This window comes from Phenylobacterium haematophilum, assembly GCF_014196295.1.
Lineage (GTDB): Bacteria > Pseudomonadota > Alphaproteobacteria > Caulobacterales > Caulobacteraceae > Phenylobacterium > Phenylobacterium haematophilum.
The window spans coordinates 331641-351191 of the sequence record NZ_JACIDK010000002.1 but is presented as its reverse complement, the minus strand read 5'-3'; the positions used below and the strand labels follow the sequence as shown (position 1 = coordinate 351191).

At 68.6% G+C, this 19551-nt stretch carries 20 protein-coding genes; 7 read left to right on the top strand and 13 right to left on the bottom strand.

Annotated elements, in window-relative coordinates:
• Positions 1 to 15: 15 nt before the first annotated feature.
• A complete protein-coding gene (locus GGQ61_RS07580) occupies positions 16 to 1179 on the top strand; it encodes an amidohydrolase family protein (protein WP_221220921.1) in 1164 nt (387 codons plus the stop codon).
• 65 nt (positions 1180 to 1244) lie between these two features.
• Positions 1245 to 1841, top strand: a complete 597-nt coding sequence (locus tag GGQ61_RS07575; RefSeq protein WP_183771215.1) for a TetR/AcrR family transcriptional regulator — start codon at positions 1245 to 1247, stop codon at positions 1839 to 1841.
• Here the strand turns inward: GGQ61_RS07575 and GGQ61_RS07570 are convergent.
• Together GGQ61_RS07570 and GGQ61_RS07565 are read right to left on the bottom strand one after the other, a co-directional pair.
• Positions 1820 to 2668, bottom strand: a complete 849-nt coding sequence (locus GGQ61_RS07570; RefSeq protein WP_183771214.1) for a TetR/AcrR family transcriptional regulator — start codon at positions 2666 to 2668, stop codon at positions 1820 to 1822. The two genes, GGQ61_RS07575 and GGQ61_RS07570, sit on opposite strands and share 22 nt — an antisense overlap.
• Positions 2669 to 2694: 26 nt before the next feature.
• Positions 2695 to 3300 carry an SCO family protein gene (locus GGQ61_RS07565; protein WP_183771213.1) on the bottom strand — a complete coding sequence of 202 codons (606 nt, stop codon included), beginning with the start codon at positions 3298 to 3300 and terminating at the stop codon, positions 2695 to 2697.
• Positions 3301 to 3351: 51 nt separating this feature from the next.
• Here GGQ61_RS07565 and GGQ61_RS07560 point away from each other — a divergent pair, with 51 nt between their 5' ends.
• The gene (locus GGQ61_RS07560; protein ID WP_343056074.1) at positions 3352 to 4773 is read left to right on the top strand and encodes an ActS/PrrB/RegB family redox-sensitive histidine kinase; all 1422 of its coding nucleotides are present in this window, start codon (positions 3352 to 3354) and stop codon (positions 4771 to 4773) included.
• Positions 4774 to 4854: 81 nt separating this feature from the next.
• Entirely contained in the window at positions 4855 to 5412 is a 558-nt protein-coding gene (locus GGQ61_RS07555; RefSeq protein ID WP_183771212.1) for an ActR/PrrA/RegA family redox response regulator transcription factor, read from the top strand.
• Here GGQ61_RS07555 and mmcB read toward each other — a convergent pair.
• From mmcB to GGQ61_RS07530, 5 genes are all read right to left on the bottom strand, one after another.
• A complete protein-coding gene (mmcB, locus tag GGQ61_RS07550) occupies positions 5409 to 5864 on the bottom strand; it encodes a DNA repair putative endonuclease MmcB (protein WP_183771211.1) in 456 nt (151 codons plus the stop codon). The genes GGQ61_RS07555 and mmcB overlap by 4 nt on opposite strands.
• Before the next feature lie 40 nt (positions 5865 to 5904).
• A complete protein-coding gene (locus tag GGQ61_RS07545) occupies positions 5905 to 6426 on the bottom strand; it encodes a lipocalin family protein (protein ID WP_183771209.1) in 522 nt (173 codons plus the stop codon).
• A 101-nt stretch (positions 6427 to 6527) separates the two neighbouring features.
• Positions 6528 to 7658, bottom strand: coding sequence for a ferritin-like domain-containing protein (locus tag GGQ61_RS07540; RefSeq protein WP_183771207.1), 1131 nt, complete (start codon positions 7656 to 7658; stop codon positions 6528 to 6530).
• A gap of 114 nt (positions 7659 to 7772) precedes the next feature.
• The gene (locus tag GGQ61_RS07535; protein ID WP_183771205.1) at positions 7773 to 8096 is read right to left on the bottom strand and encodes a YnfA family protein; all 324 of its coding nucleotides are present in this window, start codon (positions 8094 to 8096) and stop codon (positions 7773 to 7775) included.
• A gap of 264 nt (positions 8097 to 8360) precedes the next feature.
• Entirely contained in the window at positions 8361 to 9491 is a 1131-nt protein-coding gene (locus GGQ61_RS07530) for a ferritin-like domain-containing protein (protein ID WP_183771203.1), read from the bottom strand.
• Between the two features lie 403 nt (positions 9492 to 9894).
• On the opposite strand from GGQ61_RS07530, the gene GGQ61_RS07525 reads away from it, so the two are divergent.
• A complete protein-coding gene (locus GGQ61_RS07525) occupies positions 9895 to 11598 on the top strand; it encodes an MFS transporter (RefSeq protein WP_183771201.1) in 1704 nt (567 codons plus the stop codon).
• 9 nt (positions 11599 to 11607) lie between these two features.
• Here GGQ61_RS07525 and GGQ61_RS07520 read toward each other — a convergent pair whose 3' ends face one another.
• Positions 11608 to 12015 carry a metallopeptidase family protein gene (locus GGQ61_RS07520; protein WP_183771199.1) on the bottom strand — a complete coding sequence of 136 codons (408 nt, stop codon included), beginning with the start codon at positions 12013 to 12015 and terminating at the stop codon, positions 11608 to 11610.
• Positions 12008 to 12598: a hypothetical protein gene (locus GGQ61_RS07515; protein WP_183771197.1), complete on the bottom strand. Its 591-nt coding sequence runs from the start codon at positions 12596 to 12598 to the stop codon at positions 12008 to 12010. The genes GGQ61_RS07520 and GGQ61_RS07515 overlap by 8 nt, the downstream gene beginning before the upstream one ends.
• 91 nt (positions 12599 to 12689) lie before the next feature.
• Here GGQ61_RS07515 and divL point away from each other — a divergent pair, with 91 nt between their 5' ends.
• Together divL and GGQ61_RS07505 are read left to right on the top strand one after the other, a co-directional pair.
• Positions 12690 to 15008, top strand: a complete 2319-nt coding sequence (divL, locus tag GGQ61_RS07510; protein ID WP_183771195.1) for a cell cycle protein kinase DivL — start codon at positions 12690 to 12692, stop codon at positions 15006 to 15008.
• Positions 15009 to 15182: 174 nt separating this feature from the next.
• Positions 15183 to 15764, top strand: coding sequence for a sigma-70 family RNA polymerase sigma factor (locus GGQ61_RS07505; RefSeq protein ID WP_183771193.1), 582 nt, complete (start codon positions 15183 to 15185; stop codon positions 15762 to 15764).
• A gap of 57 nt (positions 15765 to 15821) precedes the next feature.
• Here the strand turns inward: GGQ61_RS07505 and GGQ61_RS07500 are convergent, their stop codons facing one another.
• The 4 genes from GGQ61_RS07500 to GGQ61_RS07485 all read right to left on the bottom strand — a co-directional run bounded on the left by GGQ61_RS07500 (position 15822) and on the right by GGQ61_RS07485 (position 19515).
• The gene (locus GGQ61_RS07500; RefSeq protein WP_183771191.1) at positions 15822 to 17003 is read right to left on the bottom strand and encodes a class I SAM-dependent methyltransferase; all 1182 of its coding nucleotides are present in this window, start codon (positions 17001 to 17003) and stop codon (positions 15822 to 15824) included.
• A gap of 78 nt (positions 17004 to 17081) precedes the next feature.
• The gene (locus GGQ61_RS07495) at positions 17082 to 17402 is read right to left on the bottom strand and encodes a 2Fe-2S iron-sulfur cluster-binding protein (RefSeq protein WP_183771189.1); all 321 of its coding nucleotides are present in this window, start codon (positions 17400 to 17402) and stop codon (positions 17082 to 17084) included.
• A gap of 20 nt (positions 17403 to 17422) precedes the next feature.
• Positions 17423 to 18652 (bottom strand): NAD(P)/FAD-dependent oxidoreductase, encoded by a 1230-nt coding sequence (locus GGQ61_RS07490; protein WP_183771187.1) that lies wholly within the window; start codon positions 18650 to 18652, stop codon positions 17423 to 17425.
• 80 nt (positions 18653 to 18732) lie between these two features.
• Positions 18733 to 19515, bottom strand: coding sequence for a succinate dehydrogenase iron-sulfur subunit (locus GGQ61_RS07485; protein ID WP_183771185.1), 783 nt, complete (start codon positions 19513 to 19515; stop codon positions 18733 to 18735).
• Between the last annotated feature and the right edge of the window lie 36 nt (positions 19516 to 19551).

The window sequence follows — 19551 nt, the reverse complement described above, 5'->3', positions numbered from 1 at the left end:
ATTGGGGAGATGGTGATGACCTATGCCGCCGGGCGCGTGATTCACGACGCCGACAGCCATGTCATGGAGACCCGTGAGTGGCTGGAGCCCTTCATCGAGGACGCCGTGCGCGGGGCGCTGAAGCCGCTCTACGGCCGCGAGCGCAACCGCATCGACGACCTGCTCGACGGCGCCAAGGCTCGACAGGGCGACGCCGCGGCGATGCAGAAGGCCATGGAGAACCCGATCGCCGGCCCCAAGGGCTGGGTGGCGGCCGGGGCCTTCGATCCGAGCGAGCGCGCCCAGGTGCTCGACCGGTTCGGCTTCTCCAGCCAGCTGGTGTTCGCCACCTCCTCGCTGCGCCCAGCCCTCTCGGCCGGCACGGCTGACGGCCTCTACGCCGGCGCCCGCGCGCACAACCTGGCCATGGCCGCGTTCTGCAAGGCCGACCCGCGACTGGTCGGCGTCGCCTACGTGCCGCTCGACGACGCCGAGCGGGCGCTCGAGGAGACCCGCATCGCCCTGGAGGTCGGCAACGGCGCGGTCTGGGTCTCGGCCGGGCCGGCCGGCGAGAAGTCCCCCGGCCATCCCGACCACGACCCGATCTGGGCGCTGCTGGAACGGGAGCGGGTGCCGTTCGTGCTGCACATCGGTCCGGGCACCAAGACCCAGCCCAAGGCCTTCCAGAACAACGGCCGCGAGCGTGCGCCCGACCTGCATGGCGGCGGCGAGAACCTGCGCTTCGCCGACTATGTGATGTTGTCCTTCGCGCCGCAGGTGTTCCTGACCGCCATGGTCTATGACGGCGTCTTCGAGCGCTTCCCGAACCTCAAGGGCGGCGTCATCGAGTCGGGCGCCGGCTGGGCGCCGGAATTCCTGCGCCAGCTCGATCTCGCACACCGCAGCTTCCAGCGCACCGACCCGCACCTGAAGGCGATGAGCTTGAAGCCCTCGGAGTATCTGCGCCGGGCCGTGAAGTTCACACCGTTCCCCGGCGAGGACATCGGCCGGATGATCGCCGACGGCGGCGCCGAACTCTTCCTGTTCTCCAGCGACTACCCGCACCCGGAGGGCACCAACGACCCGCTCGGCCGCTTCGAGCGGACCATGGAAGGCGTCGACGAGGCCGCCAAGGACCGCTTCTACCGCCGCAACTACGAGGAGATGATGGGCATGGAGGCGCTGGTCGCCGCCGAGTGACCGAGCCTGGGGGCCTCGCCTTGAGGCCCCCTTGGTCCTATGACCTCCCGGGCGGGAGGCGCGATTTGGCGGCAGGCGGACGACTATCGGCGGAGGAACGGCGTCGCCAGATCCTGCAGGCCGCGCGCGCCGCGCTGGTCGCCCAAGGCCATCTGCCGCTGGTCCCGGAGCGGCTCGCCGCCGAGATCGGGATCAGCAAGGCGCTGATCTACACCTACTTCCCCGACCAGGCCGACCTCGCCAACGCCATCGCCGCCGAGGATTTCGCGCGTCTGGCGGCCGGCGGCCTCGACGCGGCGGCGCGCCTGCCCGATCTCGAAGCCGCGGCGGTCGCCAGCGCCGAGCTCTACTTCCGTCACGTCTGCGCGCACGGACCGGCGCTGCACGTGATCCTGCGCGATCCCTACATGCGCGGCCGCCTGTCCCCCGCCGTCGCCATCGCCCGCGACCGCGCCGCCCGGTCCCTGGCTCGTCGCGCGGCCAAGGCCATGGCGCTGACTCCCGCCGAAGCCCTCGGCGCCTTCAGCCTCCTCCTGGCGATCCCCGAGGAGGCTGGACGCCTGGTCTGGCAGGGAGAGTTGTCAACTGACGCCGGGCTGGAACTCTGCCGTCGGCTGACGGCTGCGGCCGTGCAAAGCCTTCAGCCGCCGGACGGACGATAGGCGCGCACCAGCGCCCGGTTGCCGGCCTCGACCATGGCCAGGGTCAGCGGCTCGGCGGCCTCCAACGACAGCCGCCCGCTCGCCACCAACCGCCCAGCGCGCAGCGTCACCGCCGTCAGCACCCGCGTCGCCCCGACCGCCAGTTCAGGCGGCAGGCCGTAGGCCGCCTCCAGGCCTTCGGACACCCTGCGGCTCTCGCTGGTCCGGCTCGCCGCGCGCTCAGCCCGCAATCCCTCGCGCACCTCGGCGCTGGCCGTCAGCAGTTGGATCAGGGCGCCGCGCTGGGCGACCTCGCGCAGATAGGCCAGGGTCGAGCGCCGCACCCGTTCCTGGCGGTCGCGGCCCTGGTCGAGCTCGTCGCGGCGGCGTGCTTCCATCGCCTCGAGCTCGCGGCGGGCCAGCGCCACCAAGAGGTCGGCGCGGCGCGCGAAGTGATTGTGGGCCTGGGCTTCGCTGAGGCCCACCCGTCGTGCGGCGGCCTTCAGCGTTGCGGCCGGCAGCCCTTCGGCGACGATGATCTGCGCGGCTGCATCCAGCAGTTCCGCGCGGCGCACCTCGGCCGGCGCCCGGGTCTGACGCCGCCGCGTGCGCGAGCGTTCGCCCGCCGTCAGCGCCGGCGCGGCGCCTTGCCCCGGCAACGGAGGAGGTTCGGACGCGCGGCCCGCCTTGGCCCGCGCCCAGTGGCCGCGGGGCGGATAGGGAATCAGCAGCCGGTCGCAGATCTTGGCGAGGCCGCCGCCGGACAGGCCGAGTTCGGCCGCCACCTGGGTCATCGGGGCGGCCCATACGCGGTCGTAGAGTTGCTGGCGGGTCAGCGCGGCGCTCATGGCCTCACCCTAGCCCGCCCGGGGGCTCAGCGCATCGCGTCGGCGATCTGGCGGGTCGTCTCTTCCGGGGAGATGCCATAGGGCAGCACGCGGTCGAACTGGCCCTTGGGGTTCATCAGATAGGCCGGGGTCGAATGGTCGACCAGATAGTCCGAGCCCTCGCCGTTCTTCTTGTAATAGACCCGATAGGCCTTGGCGGCGGCGGCCACCTGCTCGGGCGTGCCGGTCAGGCCGATGGTCCCCTTGGGGAACACCTCGTTGGAGAGGTAGGTCTTGATCTGCTCAGGCGTATCGCGCTCCGGATCGACTGAGATGAACACCACCTGGAACTTGTCGGCCTTGGGGCCCAGGTCGCGCTGGGCCGCGCCCAGCACCTGCATCGTGGTCGGGCAGACGTCGGGGCAGTAGGTGAAGCCGAAGAACACCGCCGTCCACTTGCCCTTCAGAATCTTCTCGTCGACAGGCTTGCCGTTCTGATCGACCAGTTGGAACGGGCCGCCGACCAGCGCCGTTCCGGAAGCCGAACTCCCGGCGCGCTGGCCGTCGAACACGCCGGCGCGCCAGGCGAGCGCGCCCATCAGGACCAGGCCGACCAGGCAGGCGGCGATAAGGATGAGATTGCGGCGGGACATGGTTGACCTTTGGGGCTCGTCAGGCGCGGCGTTAGGGGCGATGCTCGCGGCATGATGGCGTCCATCCGGAACCCGTCGCCGTCGCAGCCGTCGCCCGGTCTCGATAGGCAAACGGCCGACCCTGCGCAAGGCGTCGCCGACCTCGGCGCGGCCGGCTGGGGGGTCGAAGGCTGGAACCCGGCCAGCACCCACGGCGGGCGGCTGCGCATGCGCACCCTGGTCACCCTGCGCTGGATGATCATCGGCGGCGAGCTCCTGATCTTCGCCCTGGTCGGGCTCGTGCTCGGCTTCGACGCCCCCTACACGCTCTGCTTCACGGTCATTGGAGCCTCGGCCTGGGTGAACCTGCTGACCGGCGTCGCCTCGCCGGGCCAGCGGCTGATCGGCGGCTGGGAGGCGGTGTCCCAGCTCGGCTTCGACATCGGCCAGATCTCGCTGCTGCTGTTCCTGACCGGCGGCACCGCCAATCCCTTCATCCTCATGCTGCTGGCCCCCGTGACGCTTGGCGCGGCGACCCTGGCCCCGCGCTGGATCAATCTGCTGGCGGGGCTGGCGATCGCCTCGTCCCTGCTGCTGGCCTTCGTGCACGCGCCGCTGCCGTCGCTGAACGGAACCTTCACCGAGCTGCCCACCGCCTTCATGATCGGCTGCGCCATGGCCAACGTCGCCGGCATCGTGGTCATCGCCGGGACCGTGCGCCAGGCCGCCGAAGAATCCTCGCGCATGGCCCTGGCGCTCGACGTCACCCAGGCGGTGCTGGCCCGCGAACAACGGCTCTCGGCCCTCGGCGCCCTGGCCGCCGCCGCCGCCCACGAACTGGGCACGCCGCTGGCGACCATCTCGATCGTCTCCAAGGAGCTGGCCCGCGAGGCGCCGACCCCCAGCGTCAAGGAAGACGCCGAACTGCTGATCGCCCAGGCCGAGCGCTGCGGCGAGATCCTCAGGCGCCTGACCGACGCGCCGGCCGCGGCCTCCGACGAGGTCCACGAGCGGATGAGCCTGCTGCAGCTGGTGCACGAGGTGATCGAGCCCCACGCAGAGGTAAAGGGCGTGCGCGTCGAGGCGATCGTCACGGGCGCGCCGGGCGTCGCCGCCCCCGACATCTGGCGCATGCCCGAGGTGCTGCACGCCATGACCTCGTTCGTCGAGAACGCCGTCGATTTCGCCGCCTCGGAGGTCTTGGTCACCGTCCGATTCGACGCCGACACCATCAGCGTCCAAGTCCGCGACGACGGTCCCGGCTTCGCGCCCGAGGTGCTCGCCAAGCTCGGCGAGCCCTACGTCACCAGCCGCGCTGGCGTCGCCGGCGGGCGCACCGGTCACGTCGGGATGGGCCTCGGCTTCTTCATCGCCAAGACCTTGCTGGAACGAACCGGCGCGACAGTCACTTTTCAGAACGGCAGACCGCGCGGGGCCGTCGTAGCGGCGCGGTGGCCTCGCGCCCGTATCGAAGTGAAACCGTCGTCTGCGTGAAGACACTTGCGAAGCTGCGACAAGCAGCGACATGATGCCGCAGGGGGCGTGTGATCAGAACGCCCCTATCGGAGGTTGCGCATGACCGATCTCTCCGCCGATATCGCCGCCCTGCCGGACAGGAGTCTGCTTGTCCTGGACGACGACGCGCCGTTGCGCACACGACTCGGCAGGGCGCTCGAACAACGCGGATTCGAGATCGTGCTGGTCGGCAGCGTCGCAGAAGCCCTGGCCGCGGTGAAGTCCAGCCCGCCGGCCTACGCCGTGCTCGACATGCGGCTGGAGGACGGCACCGGGCTGAAGGTCGTGGAAGCGGTGCGCGAGGCGCGCCCCGACGCCAAGGTCGTCATGCTGACCGGCTACGGCAACATCGCCACCGCGGTGGCGGCGGTGAAGTCCGGCGCCATCGACTATCTCTCCAAGCCGGCCGACGCCGACGACGTCGCCCGCGCCCTGCTGGCCCGCAAGGACGAGGCTCCGGCCCCGCCCGACAACCCGATGAGCGCCGACCGAGTCCGCTGGGAGCACATCCAGCGGGTCTACGAACTCTGCGGCCACAACGTCTCGGAAACCGCCCGGCGGCTGAACATGCACCGGCGCACCCTGCAGCGGATTCTGGCCAAGCGCGCCCCGCGCTAAGCCTCCAGCCGCACCGCAGCCACCCCCATCGCCCGCATCGCCGCCATCCGCGCGAAGCCGATGGTCAGCGCCTTGCGCCGGGCTGGGGCCAAAGGCGTGGCCGGCGCCTCGCGTAGCACCGCCCCGCCGAATCCGTCGCAGACGATCAGCCCCGGCTCCTCGGGCAGGATGTGCTGTGGGAACTCGGGCGCAACGGCGAAGGCGAAGCGGTCGCAATAAGGCAGGTATTCATGCCACTTGCGGTCGACGCGATAGTCTTCGATCCCCGATTTGACTTCGATGATCGCCAGTTCGCCCTTGCGCGACACCGCCATCAGGTCGGCGCGGCGGCCGTTGGGAAGGGTCACTTCCGCGAGCGGCGCATAGCCGAGGTCGACCAGCAGCCGCGCGGCCCCACGGGTGACGTTAGCGGTGATCTCCGGCCGCGTGACGGTGACGATGGTGACGTCCATGCCGAAACCATGTTCCGGTTTCGTTCGTGACGCAAGCGCCTCAGTTTCGGGCCGGCTGCGGGAATTCCAGGCGGCCCACGTCATAGCCCAGTTGCTTGAGGCGGGCGACCGCCTGGCTCTTCACCGCCGCTGGCAGGGTAGGGCGCTGCGACATCAGCCACACCGAACGGCCGCCCGGCGTGCCGAGGATCAGCCAGCCCTGATCGCTGCGGTGGTCGAGCACCCAGTACTCCTGGCGCTCCAGGCCGTTGAAGAAGGTCATCTGCAGCTTGGCGTTGGTCGAGGGGTCGAGGACCTTGGCCCTGGCCTTCCACTCGGTGACCGGCGCCGACAGCGAGCCCTTGTGACAGGCCTGCACCACCGCAAAGCCGTCGGCGACCCGCTGCCAGTCCGAGGTGCCGCCCTGGCAACCGGTCTGGATCTTGTTGGGCAGCCGCGCGACCTCGTACCAGCGGCCCATCATCTTTGTCAGCTCAATGCGCTGGGTCGGGGCCGGCGGCGCGGCCAGGGCTGAGCCCCCAGCGAGGGCGAAGGCGAGGACCAGAGGGGCGAGTGCGCGCATGACAGACGTTGGGGCTCGGTTGAATTGACAAGGCCCGCGGAATCTCCCGCGGGCCTCAGTGCAGTATCAACTCAGAATTTGGCGCTTCCGCGGCGCCGCGTCTACTCCGCCGCGAGCGTCACGTTGGCCGCGATGCGGTCCTTGAAGTTGATCTTCTGGAGGTACTTGATCCCCTCCTCGGCGATGTCGTCGCCGACCATGCGGTCGCCCTCGGCCTTCAGCTCCTCCATGTCGACATACATGCCATAGAAGGCCCGCGTGCGGTCGGTGATGATGCCGGCGTTGAGCAGGGTCTTGATCAGCACCCGGAAGATGTTGGTGCTTTCCTTCATGTCCTCGCGCCGCACCTCGTCGGTGGCGATCAGCTGGATCTCCTCCAGCACCTTGGCCGGATCGAGCCCGAACTCCTCATAGAGCGCGGTCTGTTCGCTGGGCGAAACCAGGTTGAACAGCAGGATCTGGAAGCAGTGCGCGGCCCAGTCCTCGACGATGTTGTGCTCGGCTTCCGACAGCTTCGGAATGGTGCGGTCGGCCCAGATCTTCCCGAACTTGTGATGGAAGGCCTCGTCGGTCATCACCAGCTGCATCAGCTGGCGGCCGAGCGGGTCGTTGAGTTTCTGGTAGAAGGTCGCGAAGGCGCCCATCGCCAGGCCCTCAACCAGCATCTGCATGCCGATGATCTTCTTGTAGACCTCAGGGCTGCCGATGATGTCGACCAGCAGCTCCTGCAGCACCTTGCTGCACTGGATCGGCCGACCCCAACGGGCCTTGATGTACTTGGCGAAGGCGGTGACGTGACGCGCCTCTTCGCGGGTCTGGTTGGCCGCGTACTCCTGCGCGCCCTGGTCCAGCAGCACGTGGCAGAGGCTGGCCGACAGGTTCAGCGCGCCCTGCTCGCCGTGCAGGATCGAGGAGAACGAATAGAGCAGCGACTTGTTGACGAACTGCGCCCGCAGCTCGGGCGTGTTCAGCTTGGCCTTCACGTAGTCGGTGTGCAGCGCGACGTTCAGGTCCTCGCTGACCAGCGGCTGGCTCTGCATGTCCCAGGGGGCCGAGAAGTCGATGTATTTGGGGTCGAGAGGGTCCCAGAAGTGGTCGTGGGTGGCCGAGATGATCTTGTCGAACGCGGTCGAGCGGTTGTTGTAGCGATCGAGGTCGAGCATCGACTCGAAGTCGTCCGGCGCCACCGCGTCGTAGATGATGTCCTTGGTGATGTTGCCGTCAGCGGCCATGACGTCTCTCCCTGAGCCCCTTTGCCGGGCCTTTGGTCGAAACTCCAACACCGATGGTCCGGAGCGTCAAAGGAAAATGACGCACCCGTCAAATTTGTAATGAACGGCGATAAGCTAGGCCGCGCGCGGCCCCAGCAGAATGATCCCCGCCCCCGCGATGCACACCGCCGCCCCGATCAGGTCCCAGCGGTCGGGCCGCACGCCCTCCACGGTCAGCAGCCAGATCAGCGAGGCGGCGACGTAGATCCCGCCATAGGCCGCATAGGCGCGGCCCGCGGCAGCGGAATCGACCAGGGTCAGCAGCCAGGCGAAGGCGATCAGGCTGGCGATCCCCGGCACGATCCACCAGACCGCCTTTCCCTCGCGCAGCCACATCCAGAACGAAAAGCACCCAGCGATCTCGGCGGCGGCGGCGGCGATGTAGACGAGCGCGGTCATGGCGGGAGATGGCCGCATCGCGCCGCCAAGCACAACCATTGTCATCCCGGTTTCGGCGAAGCCGAAGACCGGGGCCCGTGAACACCGGATGGCGCAGGATGCGGCGCGGCCGCGCCATTCACTCGCACTCGGCCGCGAATGGGTCCCGGTCTTGCTCCGCAAACCGGGATGACACTCGTGGGACGCCACGCGTCCCCAAAACGAAAACGGCGCCCCAGCCTCAGGCCGGAGCGCCGCTCTTACGCGCGACTGTGCGGTCGCTGGTTACTCCGCCGCGATCGAGATGCTCGTCGCCAGGCGGTCCTTGAAATTGATCTCCTGGAGGTACTTGATGCCCTCCTCGGCGATGTCGTCGCCGACCATCCGGTCGCCCTCGCCGCGCAGTTCCTCGATGTCGACATACATCGCGTAGAACGCCTTGGTGCGGTCGGTGATGATGCCGGCGTTAAGCAGGGTCTTCACCAGCACCCGGAAGATGTTGGTCTGCTCCTTCATGTTCTCGCGCCGGGTCTCGTCGGTGACCATCTCGGCCATCTCCGCGATCACGCGGTCCGGATCGAGGCCGAACTCCTCATAGAGGTCGCGCTGCTGGCTGGGCGAAACCAGGTTGAACAGCAGGGTCTGGAAGCAGTGCGCCGCCCAGGTCTCGATGATCTCGTGCTCGGCCTCGGTCAGGTGCGGGATGGTGCGGTCGGCCCAGATTTTCCCGAACTTGTGGTGGAAGGCCTCGTCGGTCATCACCAGCTGCAGGAGCTTCTTCCCCATCGGGTCGCGGATGTTGTTGAAGAAGGTGGCGAAGGCGCCCATCGCCAAGCCTTCCACCAACATCTGCATGCCGATGATCTTCTTGTAGACCTCGGGGCTGCCGATGATGTCGACCAGCAAGGCCTTGAGGGTCGGGCCGCACTCGACCGGACGGCCCCAGCGGGCCTTGATGTATTTGGCGAAGGCGGTGACGTGGCGCGCCTCTTCGCGGGTCTGGTTGGCCGCGTACTCCTGCGCGCCCTGGTCCTTCAACACGTGGCAGAGGCTGGCCGAAAGGTTCAGCGCGCCCTGCTCGCCGTGCAAGATCGACGAGAACGACCGCAGGGTCGACTGGTTGATGAACCGGGTGCGGGTCTTCGGATCGCTGAGGTGGTTCGACACGTAGTCGGTCGACAGTGAGATGATCATGTCCTCGGGCAGGAGAGGTTCGTTCTCCATGTCGAAGGGCTCGTCGAAGTCGATGTACTTCTTGTCGAGCGGATCCCAGAAGTGGTCGTGGGTGGCCGAGATGATCTTGTCGAAAGCCGTAGAGCGGGCGTTGTAGCGATCCAGCTCCAGCATCGACTCGAAGTCGTCCGGCGCGACCGCGTCGTAGATGACGTCCTTGGTGATGTTGCCGTCGGCGGCCATCGGCTCTTCCTCCTGACAGGGCGCGCAAAGGCGCCCGCTGTTTCTCGTTGAGAAAAGCCTCCCCCGAGAACAGCGATCCGTCAAGAAAAATGACGGCGGCGTCACCTTTGCGAACAGCTGTCAATTGCGCCATGGGCGCTTCAGGAGGGAACCACGCCCTGCACATTCGCGGCGTATGCAGCGTCGGGGCTCAGGCGCGCCGACGCCGGAAGGCGTGACGGCGAATTCTTGCCAGCGTCCTGGCTGACGGCGGCCAGGCTGAGCGCTTGTGGCGGCGGCCGAAAACCGGCGCACAGGTTGTGGTCATTGAAGATTTTGGATCGAAGCGCTGGCCGGGCCGGGCGGCCCCGGCCTATGGTTGCCGCAGGGGGCGACTGGCTTCCAGTAGCGAGTACGCTTTGGCATGAACAGGCCCCTCGGATCGGACAACGCTTCCTCCTCGACCAGCGACGAACGTCCCGAGCCTGCGCCTACGCTCCTGTCGCCGTTCGCCAGCCCCATTTTTCGCGCCATCTGGCTCGCAAGCCTGGTCTCCAACTTCGGGGGCATGATCCAGTCGGTGGGGGCGTCATGGCTGATGACCTCCATCGGTTCGGACAGCATGGTCGCGCTGGTCCAGGCCGCCATTACTCTGCCGATCATGTTCCTCTCGCTGCCGGCCGGGGCGCTCGCCGACACCGTCGATCGCCGCAAGATGCTGCTCGCGGCGCAAGGCTTCATGCTGGCCATGTCGATGGGGCTGGCGGCATGCGCGGCTCTCGGCTGGATTACGCCATGGAGCCTGCTCTTCTTCACGTTCATGATCGGCTGCGGGGCCTCGATGAACGCTCCGGCCTGGCAGGCCTCGGTCGGCGACATGGTGCCCAGGCGCGACCTCGCCGGCGCGATCGCGCTGAATTCGATGGGCTTCAACCTCGCCCGCAGCGTAGGCCCGGCGATCGGCGGCGTCATCGTCGCGGCCGCCGGCGCAGCCGCGGCGATCTTCGTCAACACCTTCAGCTACATCGGCATCTTGCTCGTGCTTGCCAAATGGAAGCCTGAGCCGAAGGTCGAGCACCTCCCCCGCGAGACACTCTGGGCGGCGATGGGCGCGGGCCTTCGCTACGGGGTGATGTCGGGCCCGCTGAAACTGGTGATGACGCGCGCCCTGGTGTTCGGCGTCGCAGGCAGCGCGGTTCTGGCGCTCATGCCTCTCGTGGCGCGCGACACCCTCGGCGGCGGCCCCCAGACCTACGGACTGCTGCTCGGGGCCTTCGGCGTCGGCGCCGTCGGCGGCGGCCTGGCCACGACCCGACTGCGCAGTCGGGCCGCGAACGAACACATCATCATGGGATCGTGCATCGCCTTCGGGCTGGCCGCGATCGCGCTGGGCTTAAGCAGCTGGCTGGCCGTCAGCATGGCCGCACTGGCGCTCGGGGGCGCAGCCTGGGTGCTGGGCCTCTCCACCCTCAACGTCACGGTGCAGATGTCGGCGCCGCGCTGGGTCGTGGCCCGGGCCTTGGCGCTCTATCAGCTCGCGGCCTTCGGCGGCATGGCTCTGGGAAGCTGGCTGTGGGGCGTCACGGCCGAACGCGAAGGCCTGACCCTGGCCCTGGCAGGCGCGGGCCTCCTCCAACTCGCCTGCGCTGCTTTGGGCCTGCGGTTCCCCCTGCCGTCCACGCACGGCCTGAACCTCGACCCGGCCGGTGGCTGGACCGCTCCCAGCCTGCCCGCCCAGATCACGCCTAGCAGCGGACCGGTGGCGATCACGATCGAATACGACATTCCCGAGCAACACACGGCCGCGTTCCTACGCCTCATGGCCGAGCGCCGCCTCGCCCGCCGTCGGGACGGCGCCCGCGGCTGGACCCTTCTGAGGGACCTCGGCGAACCGGAGATCTGGATCGAACGCTATCAAAGCCCGACCTGGCTGGACTATCTGCGGCACAATCAGCGCGTCACCCAGGCTGATCGAAAGATCGCCGAAGGCCTGGTCGCGTTGCACCGCGGACCCGACCGCCCCAAGGTCCGGCGCTGGCTGGAAAGCCCTGCCCGCGCCGTCCGCGAGGAGCCGGGGCCGCCCCCGCCGCTTTCCGAGCCTCTGACTGATCCTCATCAGACCAGCTGACGCCGCCGTCTACTCCGCCGCGTCCTCGATGGCGTCGATGTCGTTGTCGCTGAGCCCGAAATGGTGGCCGATCTCGTGGACCAGCACGTGGCTGACCAGCTCGGCCAGGGTGACGTCGCCGCGCTCGGCCCACTCGTCGAGGATCGCCCGGCGATAGAGGAAGATCCGGCTCGGACCTGGCGAGGGATCCAGCACCGAGCGGTGGCCGATGTGCACGCCGCTGTAGAGACCCGACAACTCGAACGGGTTCTCGATGCCCAGTTCGTCCAGCACCTCATCGCTGGCGAAGTCATCGACCCGGAAGATCACGTCTCCGGTCAGCTTTCGGAATTCGGCCGGCAGGGCGGCGAAGGCGGTCTCGGCCAGGGCGGCGATATCATCGAGGGAGGGCGCGCGGCCCGCAAAGGGATCACTCATCAGGCACGACTATATGGGGAGCCTCCGGCAGGCGCGTCTCGAAAAGTCCGATGTCGAGCGGCTGCTGCGGCTTCACCGCCAATAGCGGCTGGCGGGTCAGCGCCCTCAGGGTGTCGCGGTCGATGTCCTCGCCGCCCTTGCGGCGGGCTTGCCGCGCCTGCGCGTCGCCGGCGTGGCGCATCGGGGCCGCCCCGATCCGCCAGTACGAGATCATCGCCCGCCAGACCGTCGCCGGCGGCGGCGCGGGAGCCGGCCAGCGACGGCCGTCCTCGAAGGTGGGCTTGACCGGCGCCGGGGCGTGGGACCGCTTGCCGGCCTTCGGGGCGACCTGTTCGACCAGTTGCACCACCCGGTCCTCGGGCGGCAGGCTCGCTGCGCGACCCGGACGGTCGTCCTCGACCCGGCCGGCCAGGGCGTCCAGCGCCGCCTCGCGGGTGGCGTAGAGCGGCCCCATCAGCTCGGTCACGAAGGCGACCTGCTCGCCGGCCACCGCCACGGCGTCGCGCTCGCGCGCAGCCCGCCCCTTGGGCGCGGCGAAGGCCTGGCCCGCATCGACGGCCACGGGATAGAGGATCGCAGTCATAACCTCCCGATCATCGCCGAAATGCGCGGACCAAACTATGGTCGCTTGAGATGATTCGCCGTCTTCGACGACCTGCGGCGACGGAGCGCCGATGAGCGAGCAAGATCTGATCCTGGGGGCCGCGGCTGGCGCGGTGCTGCTCGCCCTCTGCGCCATGTTCTGGCTGGTGGACCAGCGCCGCCGTAATGACGTCCGGCTCGAGGCGCTGCACGCCCGCATCGCCGAGTTGGAAGCCGGCGCCGAGGCGGCCCAGGCTTCGGTCGACGCCTTCGATTCCGCCCTGCTTTCGGTCGAGGACGGACATGCGCGCCTGACCTCCGGCGAGGAGAGCCTGGCGGTCTGCGCCGAGGCCCTCGGCGCGGCCAGCCCAGACCCGCAGGCGGTGGTTTCGGCCCTGATGCGCGCCGACCCCGACCATGCGCGGCGCCTGCGCGCCCTGTTCGAGCGCGGCGAAGCCTGCGCCTTCGAGGTGCAGGGCCCGGCCGGGGTCGTGTCGGTCGAGGGCCGTGCGGCCGGGGCGCTGGCCTGGCTGCGGCTGTCGGCGGTGATCGGCGAGGACGCCGGCCTGCCGACCGCCCCACGCTTCGCCGCCTTCCTGGCCACCCGCGCCGCACCGGCCTGGATCGCTGCGGCCGACGGCGCGCCGGTCTGGGTCAACGCCGCGTGGCTGGCCGCCGCCGGCGCCGCCAGCCTGGACGAAGCCGCCGAGCGCGGCGCCTCGTTCGACAAGGGCGCCGAAAGCCTGGCCAGCGAGGCGGCCAATCTCGGCTCAAAGCGTCAGGCCCTGCGCTGGACCACGCTCGGCGGCCGCCGCCGCGCGTTCCAGGTGACCGCCCAGCCGCTCGAAGGGGGCGGGGTCGGGGTCTGGACCGACGACGTCACCGAAACCGAGGAGCTGCGCGAGGCGCTTAAGCGCCATGTCGAGGCCCACGACGAGACGCTGAACCACATCGCCGACGCCGTCGCCATCTTCGGCGAAGGCAAGCGGCTGATCTTCCACAACACCGCCTTCGCCGAGCTCTGGGGCCTGGAGCCGGCCTGGCTCGCCGACCGTCCGACCCACGGCGAGGTGCTCGACCGCCTGCGCCAGCGCCGCCGCCTGCCCGAGACGGTCGACTACGCCAAGTGGAAGGCCGCCGAACTCGATCGCTACGAAGACACCAGCTCCGGCCCCGACGACCTCTGGAGCCTGCCGGACGGCCGCACGCTGAAGGTAGGCCGCCAGCCCCATCCGATGGGCGGGGTGGTGCTGCTGTTCTCCGACATCACCGGCGAGTTGCGCCTGAAGGCCCAGTACAACGGTCAGATCCAGGTCCAGCAGGCCACCCTCGACAAGCTCAACGACGCCGTCGCCGTGTTCGGCTCGGACGGACGCCTGCGGCTGCACAACGAGGCCTTCGAGCTGTTCTGGAACGTCACCGGCGACCAGCTGCAGGTCGCCCACGACTTCGAGGGCGTGGTCGAACTCTGCGTGCGCCGCCTGCACGACATGAACTTCTGGCGCGAGCTCAAGGGCCGCGTCGCCGATCCCGATCCGCAGGCCCGCGCCCCGATATCGGGCGAGGTAAAGACCTCGGACTCGCGCATAGTCGTCTATCAGAGCCGGCCGCTGCCGGACGGCGCGACCCTGATCGCCTTCGCCGACGTCACCGACGCGCGCAAGCTGGAAAGCGCGCTGGCCGACCGCTCGGCCGCCCTGGCCGAGGCCGAGCGCCTGAAGCGCGACTTCGTCGGCAACGTCTCCTACGAACTGCGCACCCCCCTCACGACCATCATCGGCTATTCCGAGCTGCTCGAGCGCTCGGGCGAGAACCTGTCGGAACGCGGCCGCGGCCACGCCGCCGCCGTGCGCACCGCCGCCACCCAGCTGGCCCGCTCGATCGACGACGTGCTCGACATGGCCCAGATCGACGCCGACGAGATGGCGCTGGATCTCGAGGACGTCCGCGTCGCCGACCTGCTCGCCGAGGCCGCCGCCCGCTGGCAGAAGGAAGCAGAGGCCGCTCAGGTGGTCATCCAGGTCGAGCATCCCGAGGACATCGGCCTGCTGCGCGGCGACGTGCGCCGCCTGGCCCAGACCCTCGACCATTTAGCCGAGAACGCCCTGCGCCAGACCCCGCCGGGCGGCGTCGTGACCCTCGCCGCCCGTCGCGGCCTGGGCGAGGTGCAACTCCAGGTCACCGATACCGGCCGCGGCATCCCCTTCCACGTTCAGGCGCACATCTTCGACCGCTTCATCGGCCGCGAACGCGGCGGCCCTGGCCTCGGCCTCGCCCTCGTCAAGGCGCTGGTCGAGTTGCACGGCGGCTGGGTGGCTCTGGAAAGCGAGCCGGGGGCCGGCGCGACCTTCACCTGCCATCTGCCCGAAGCCGCCCAGGGCGCCGCCGGCCACCCGGAACTGAGCTTCTAGGCGCGCGTTTCGACGCATTCGCGCCATATTGCTGCGCCGCCCTGGGTGAAGCTTCACGCCTGACCCTACAAGGTTTTGTGATCGCCAATTGTCACGCCAAGCGGAGCCTTTGACGAGCCGCCGCGTTTACGCCTCAAGGGGCGTCTAAGGTCCCTAGTGAACGGAGGTGACCTAATGACCGAACAGGCTCAAGCGGACCACGAGTTCAAGACCGAGCTCACGGCTTTGATCCCTCAAATGCGCGCGTTCGCCCGCTCGCTCTGTCGCGATGCGACCGCCGCCGACGATCTCGCGCAAGATGCTCTCCTCAAGGCCTGGAACAACCGGGCCAGCTATGAACCCGGCACCAACATGAAGGCCTGGACCTTCATGATCCTGCGCAACCAGTTCTATTCGGACAAGCGCCGGTCGTGGCGTTCCAGCCAACTGGACCCGGAAGTCGCCGAGCGTACCCTGGAGGCGGCCTCCAATCCCATGGCGAGCCTGGAGCTTGACGAGGTGCGCCGCGCGTTGGCTTGCCTGCCCGACGACCAGCGTGAAGCGCTGATCCTGATCGGCGCCGGCGGCCTTTCCTACGAGGAAGTCTCCGAGATTTGCGGGTGCGCCATCGGCACCATCAAGAGCCGCGTCAGCCGCGCCCGCGATCGCCTGGCGGCGATCATCGAGGACGGCTCCTACGGCCAGGACGACATCCGCCCCTCGAGCGCCATGGTGACCATCATCGCCGAACTGGACGGGCTGCGTCAGGTCGCCTGATCCATATCGACCCCAGGAAGCAAAGCGCCGCGCCGGGCCCCGCCTGGCGCGGCGTTTCTATGTCCGCAGCCCGCGCCGCGACCATCCCGAATAGGTGAAGCTCGCCGGTTGCGGCGCCTGGGCGTAGCAGTGCCCTTTGAGCCCGCTGCTGCTGCGCAGCTCGGCCCGGACCATCGCGCCGGCCGGGACCGCCAGCCGGAAGCGCCAGCCCACCGGCGCGTTGGCCGATCCGGGGAAGTGTTTCTGCACGTCGCTCCGCTCGCCCGCCGGGACGACGGCCTGCACCTCCTGACCGTCGACGAACACCGCGACAGCCTCGATCGCCGCGCCCGGCGTGCGCTCGATCGCCCAGCCGGCGTACTCGATCTCGCCGGTCGACAGCGTTGCAACCGTCTCGAAACCGCCCATGGGGACCGAACCGAGCGTCAGACCCGACAGGTCCACGCCCGCCGCGCCGACCACGTAGAGGTCCTGGTTCTCGTACAGGCCCTTGGGGAATCGCCGCCACGACAGCCCCTGGCCCAGCTGCGCGATCGCGCGACCGACGAAGGCCTCGGTCACGTACGACATGCCGTAGATGTCGAGCTCCAGCGAGCCGCTCTCGGAGAACCGCATGAAATGGATGCCGCCCGCGTCCATGGTCTCGCCCGCCGGCATGATCGCCTCGTCGTGGACGCTGAACGCCAGCACCCCACGGGCCGACACCAGGCTGTAGAGCTTGGCGAGCCAGGCGTGGAACAGGCCCTCCGGCAGGTGCGAGAACATCGAACCGGCCAGCACCAAGTCGTGCCGTCCGGCGTAGCTCAGCCGCGCCGGGTCCTTTTCCGAATGGATTCCTGCAACCCCGAAGGTGGCGACCTGCCAGTCGACGGCCTGGTGATAGATGTCGGCGACGCTGATCTGGCCCGTCGGCAGCCGCTGTTCCAGGTAGCGCGTCAGTCGCCCCCAGCCGGACGCGAAGTCGAGCACCGGCCCGACCTTGTCGAAGCCGCCGAACACGCCCTCGACCAGCTGGCGGTAGGCCTCGCCCAGGCGGATCGTCGACTCGACGAACTTGAACGCCGAGATCGAGGGGTCGAACTCGTAGTTCGGCAGGATGGCGTTGAAGAACATCTCGTCCTGGCCGGGCAGCGGCCTGCAGAGCCGGGCCGGGTCCAGGCCGTGGAGGCGCAGATAGTCGTCGATGAAGCCGCGATAGACGGGATCGACCCGATCGAACGAAAGATCAGGCGCGTTCAACTCTGCGTCCACTTGGGTAGTGCCTCCGGTCCGGCGCGCCCCCGCGCATCCGGACCGGGCTATAGCATGCCGCGCTTCTTAGTGCTGGCTTTCCGGCATCCGCACGACGAGGCCGTCGAGCGCGTCACTGACCTTGATCTGGCAGGACAGACGGCTGTTCGGCTCGACGTTCTCGGCGAAGTCGAGCATCGAGTCTTCCATGGCCGAGGTGGAGCCCGTCTTGTCGCGCCAGGCTTCGTCCACATAGACGTGGCAGGTGGCGCAGGCGCACGCGCCGCCGCAGTCGGCGTCGATGCCCGGGATGTTGTTCTTCACGGCGCCTTCCATGACCGTCAGGCCATTCTTCACGTCGACGACGTGTTCGGTGCCGTCATGCTCGATGTAGGTGATCTTGGCCATTTACTCCCCTTCGTCGCCTGTTAGGCGGCGACCTCTTTCATGGAAACCGTTGGATCAGCAAGCTTATCGGTGTTCACCGGCTTGCGGTTGGCGATGAGCTGCTTGCCCATCATGAACTCCGGGGGCGAGTTGATCGCCTCCACGGACTGCACCTGATCTCCCTTCAGGTGGAACACTGCGAACTTGCCGCTGGCCGGATCCCCGCGCAGCAGCACGCGGTCGGCGTCGAACGGCAGGCCGGCGATCTGCAGCTTCAGGTCATACTGGTCGGACCAGTTCCACGGGACCTCCGGCGAGGGCGCCGGGCGGCCGGTGATGGCGCTGGCGGCCTGCTTGGCCTGCTCCAGGGCGCTGGGCACGCTCTCGGGGCCGAACATGCGGCCATAGTGCGGCATCGGGCGATGGGTGACGTCGCCGATCGCAAAGACGCTTGGATCGGCCGTGCGGGCCTCCAGGTCGACGACGATGCCGCGGGCGCACTCCAGGCCGGCGTCACGCGCAATCTCGTCGTTCGGGATGGCCCCGACGCCCAGCAGCACCAGGTCGCAGGGCTCGACCCGGCCGTCGGCCAGCCGCACGCCGGTCACCCGGCCGTTCTCGCCGACGAAGCCGGCGACGCTGGCCCCGAGCAGGAACTGGACGCCACGGTCGACGTGATAGCCGTAGAAGAAGTTGGACAGCGGTTCGCAGGCGCTCCGCGCCAGGATGCGGGCCTCGCGCTCGATGACCACGGCCTCGGCGCCGAGGGCGCGGGCTGAAGCGGCGACCTCGAGCCCGATATAACCGCCGCCAACGATGGCCAGGCGTTTGCCGGGGCCGAGGGCGGCCTTGATGGCCTCGGCGTCGGCCGCGGTGCGCAGGGTCAGCACCCCGGCAAGATCGGCGCCCTCGATCGGCAGGCGGATCGCGCGCATGCCAGTGGCGATGATCAGGATGTCATAGGGAACGGTCGACCCGTCCGACAGGGTCACGACCTTGTCGGAGCGGGCCAGCTTCACCGCCCGCAGGTTCGGCCGGAAGTCGATGTTCTGCTCGGCGTAGAACTCGAGCGGCTTGAGCGCCAGAGAATCGGCGTCGGCCTCGCCCTTCAGCCAGGCCTTGCTCAGGGGCGGGCGCTGGTAGGGCGGAATCGGTTCGTCGCCGACCATGGTGATAGGGCCCGCGTGCCCATACTGACGAAGCAGCGCGGCGGCGGTGCCACCGGCGTGGCCCGCTCCCAGGATCACAACATGCGCGTCCGACTGGCTCATATAAGCCCCATGCAGAAAAGTGACGGCGGCGTCAACTTTCCAAACACAGTTCGGATCGTTCGCCCTCTCCTAGAGAAGCGTCAGACGACCCGATCCACCAGCATCTTCTTGATCTCGCCGATCGCCTTGGCGGGGTTCAGCCCCTTCGGACAGACCTGGGCGCAGTTCATGATCGTGTGGCAGCGATAGAGCTTGAAGGGGTCTTCCAGCTCGTCCAGGCGCTCTCCGGTGGCCTCGTCGCGGCTGTCGATCAGCCAGCGGTAGGCGTGCAGCAGCGCGGCCGGGCCGAGATACTTGTCCCCGTTCCACCAGTAGCTCGGGCACGAGGTCGAGCAGCAGGCGCAGAGAATGCACTCGTAGAGACCGTCGAGCTTTTCGCGGTCTTCCGGGGTCTGGCGCCATTCCTTCTGCGGCTCCGGCGTTTCGGTGTGCAGCCACGGCTCGATCGAGGCGTACTGCGCATAGAACATCGTCAGGTCCGGGATCAGGTCCTTGACCACCGGCATGTGCGGCAGCGGGCTGATCTGGCAGGCCGAGCCGTGCGTCTCGTCATGGCCGTGGGTGCAGGCCAGGGTGTTGCGGCCGCCGATATTCATCGCACAGGAACCGCAGACGCCTTCGCGGCACGAGCGGCGGAAGGCGAGCGTCGGATCGATCTCGTTCTTGATGTGGATCAGAACGTCCAGGACCATGGGGCCGCAGGCGTCGACGTCGACGTCATAGGTGTCCCAGCGCGGGTTCTCGTTCCCTTCCGGATCGTAGCGATAGATCCGGAACGTCTTCACGTTCTTGGCGCCGGCCGGGGCCGGGTGGTGCCGGCCCTTTTGGACGCGGGAGTTCTTGGGCAGGGCGAGCTGAACCATCAGACGCTTTCCTTGACGGCGGACGCGTTGAGCAGA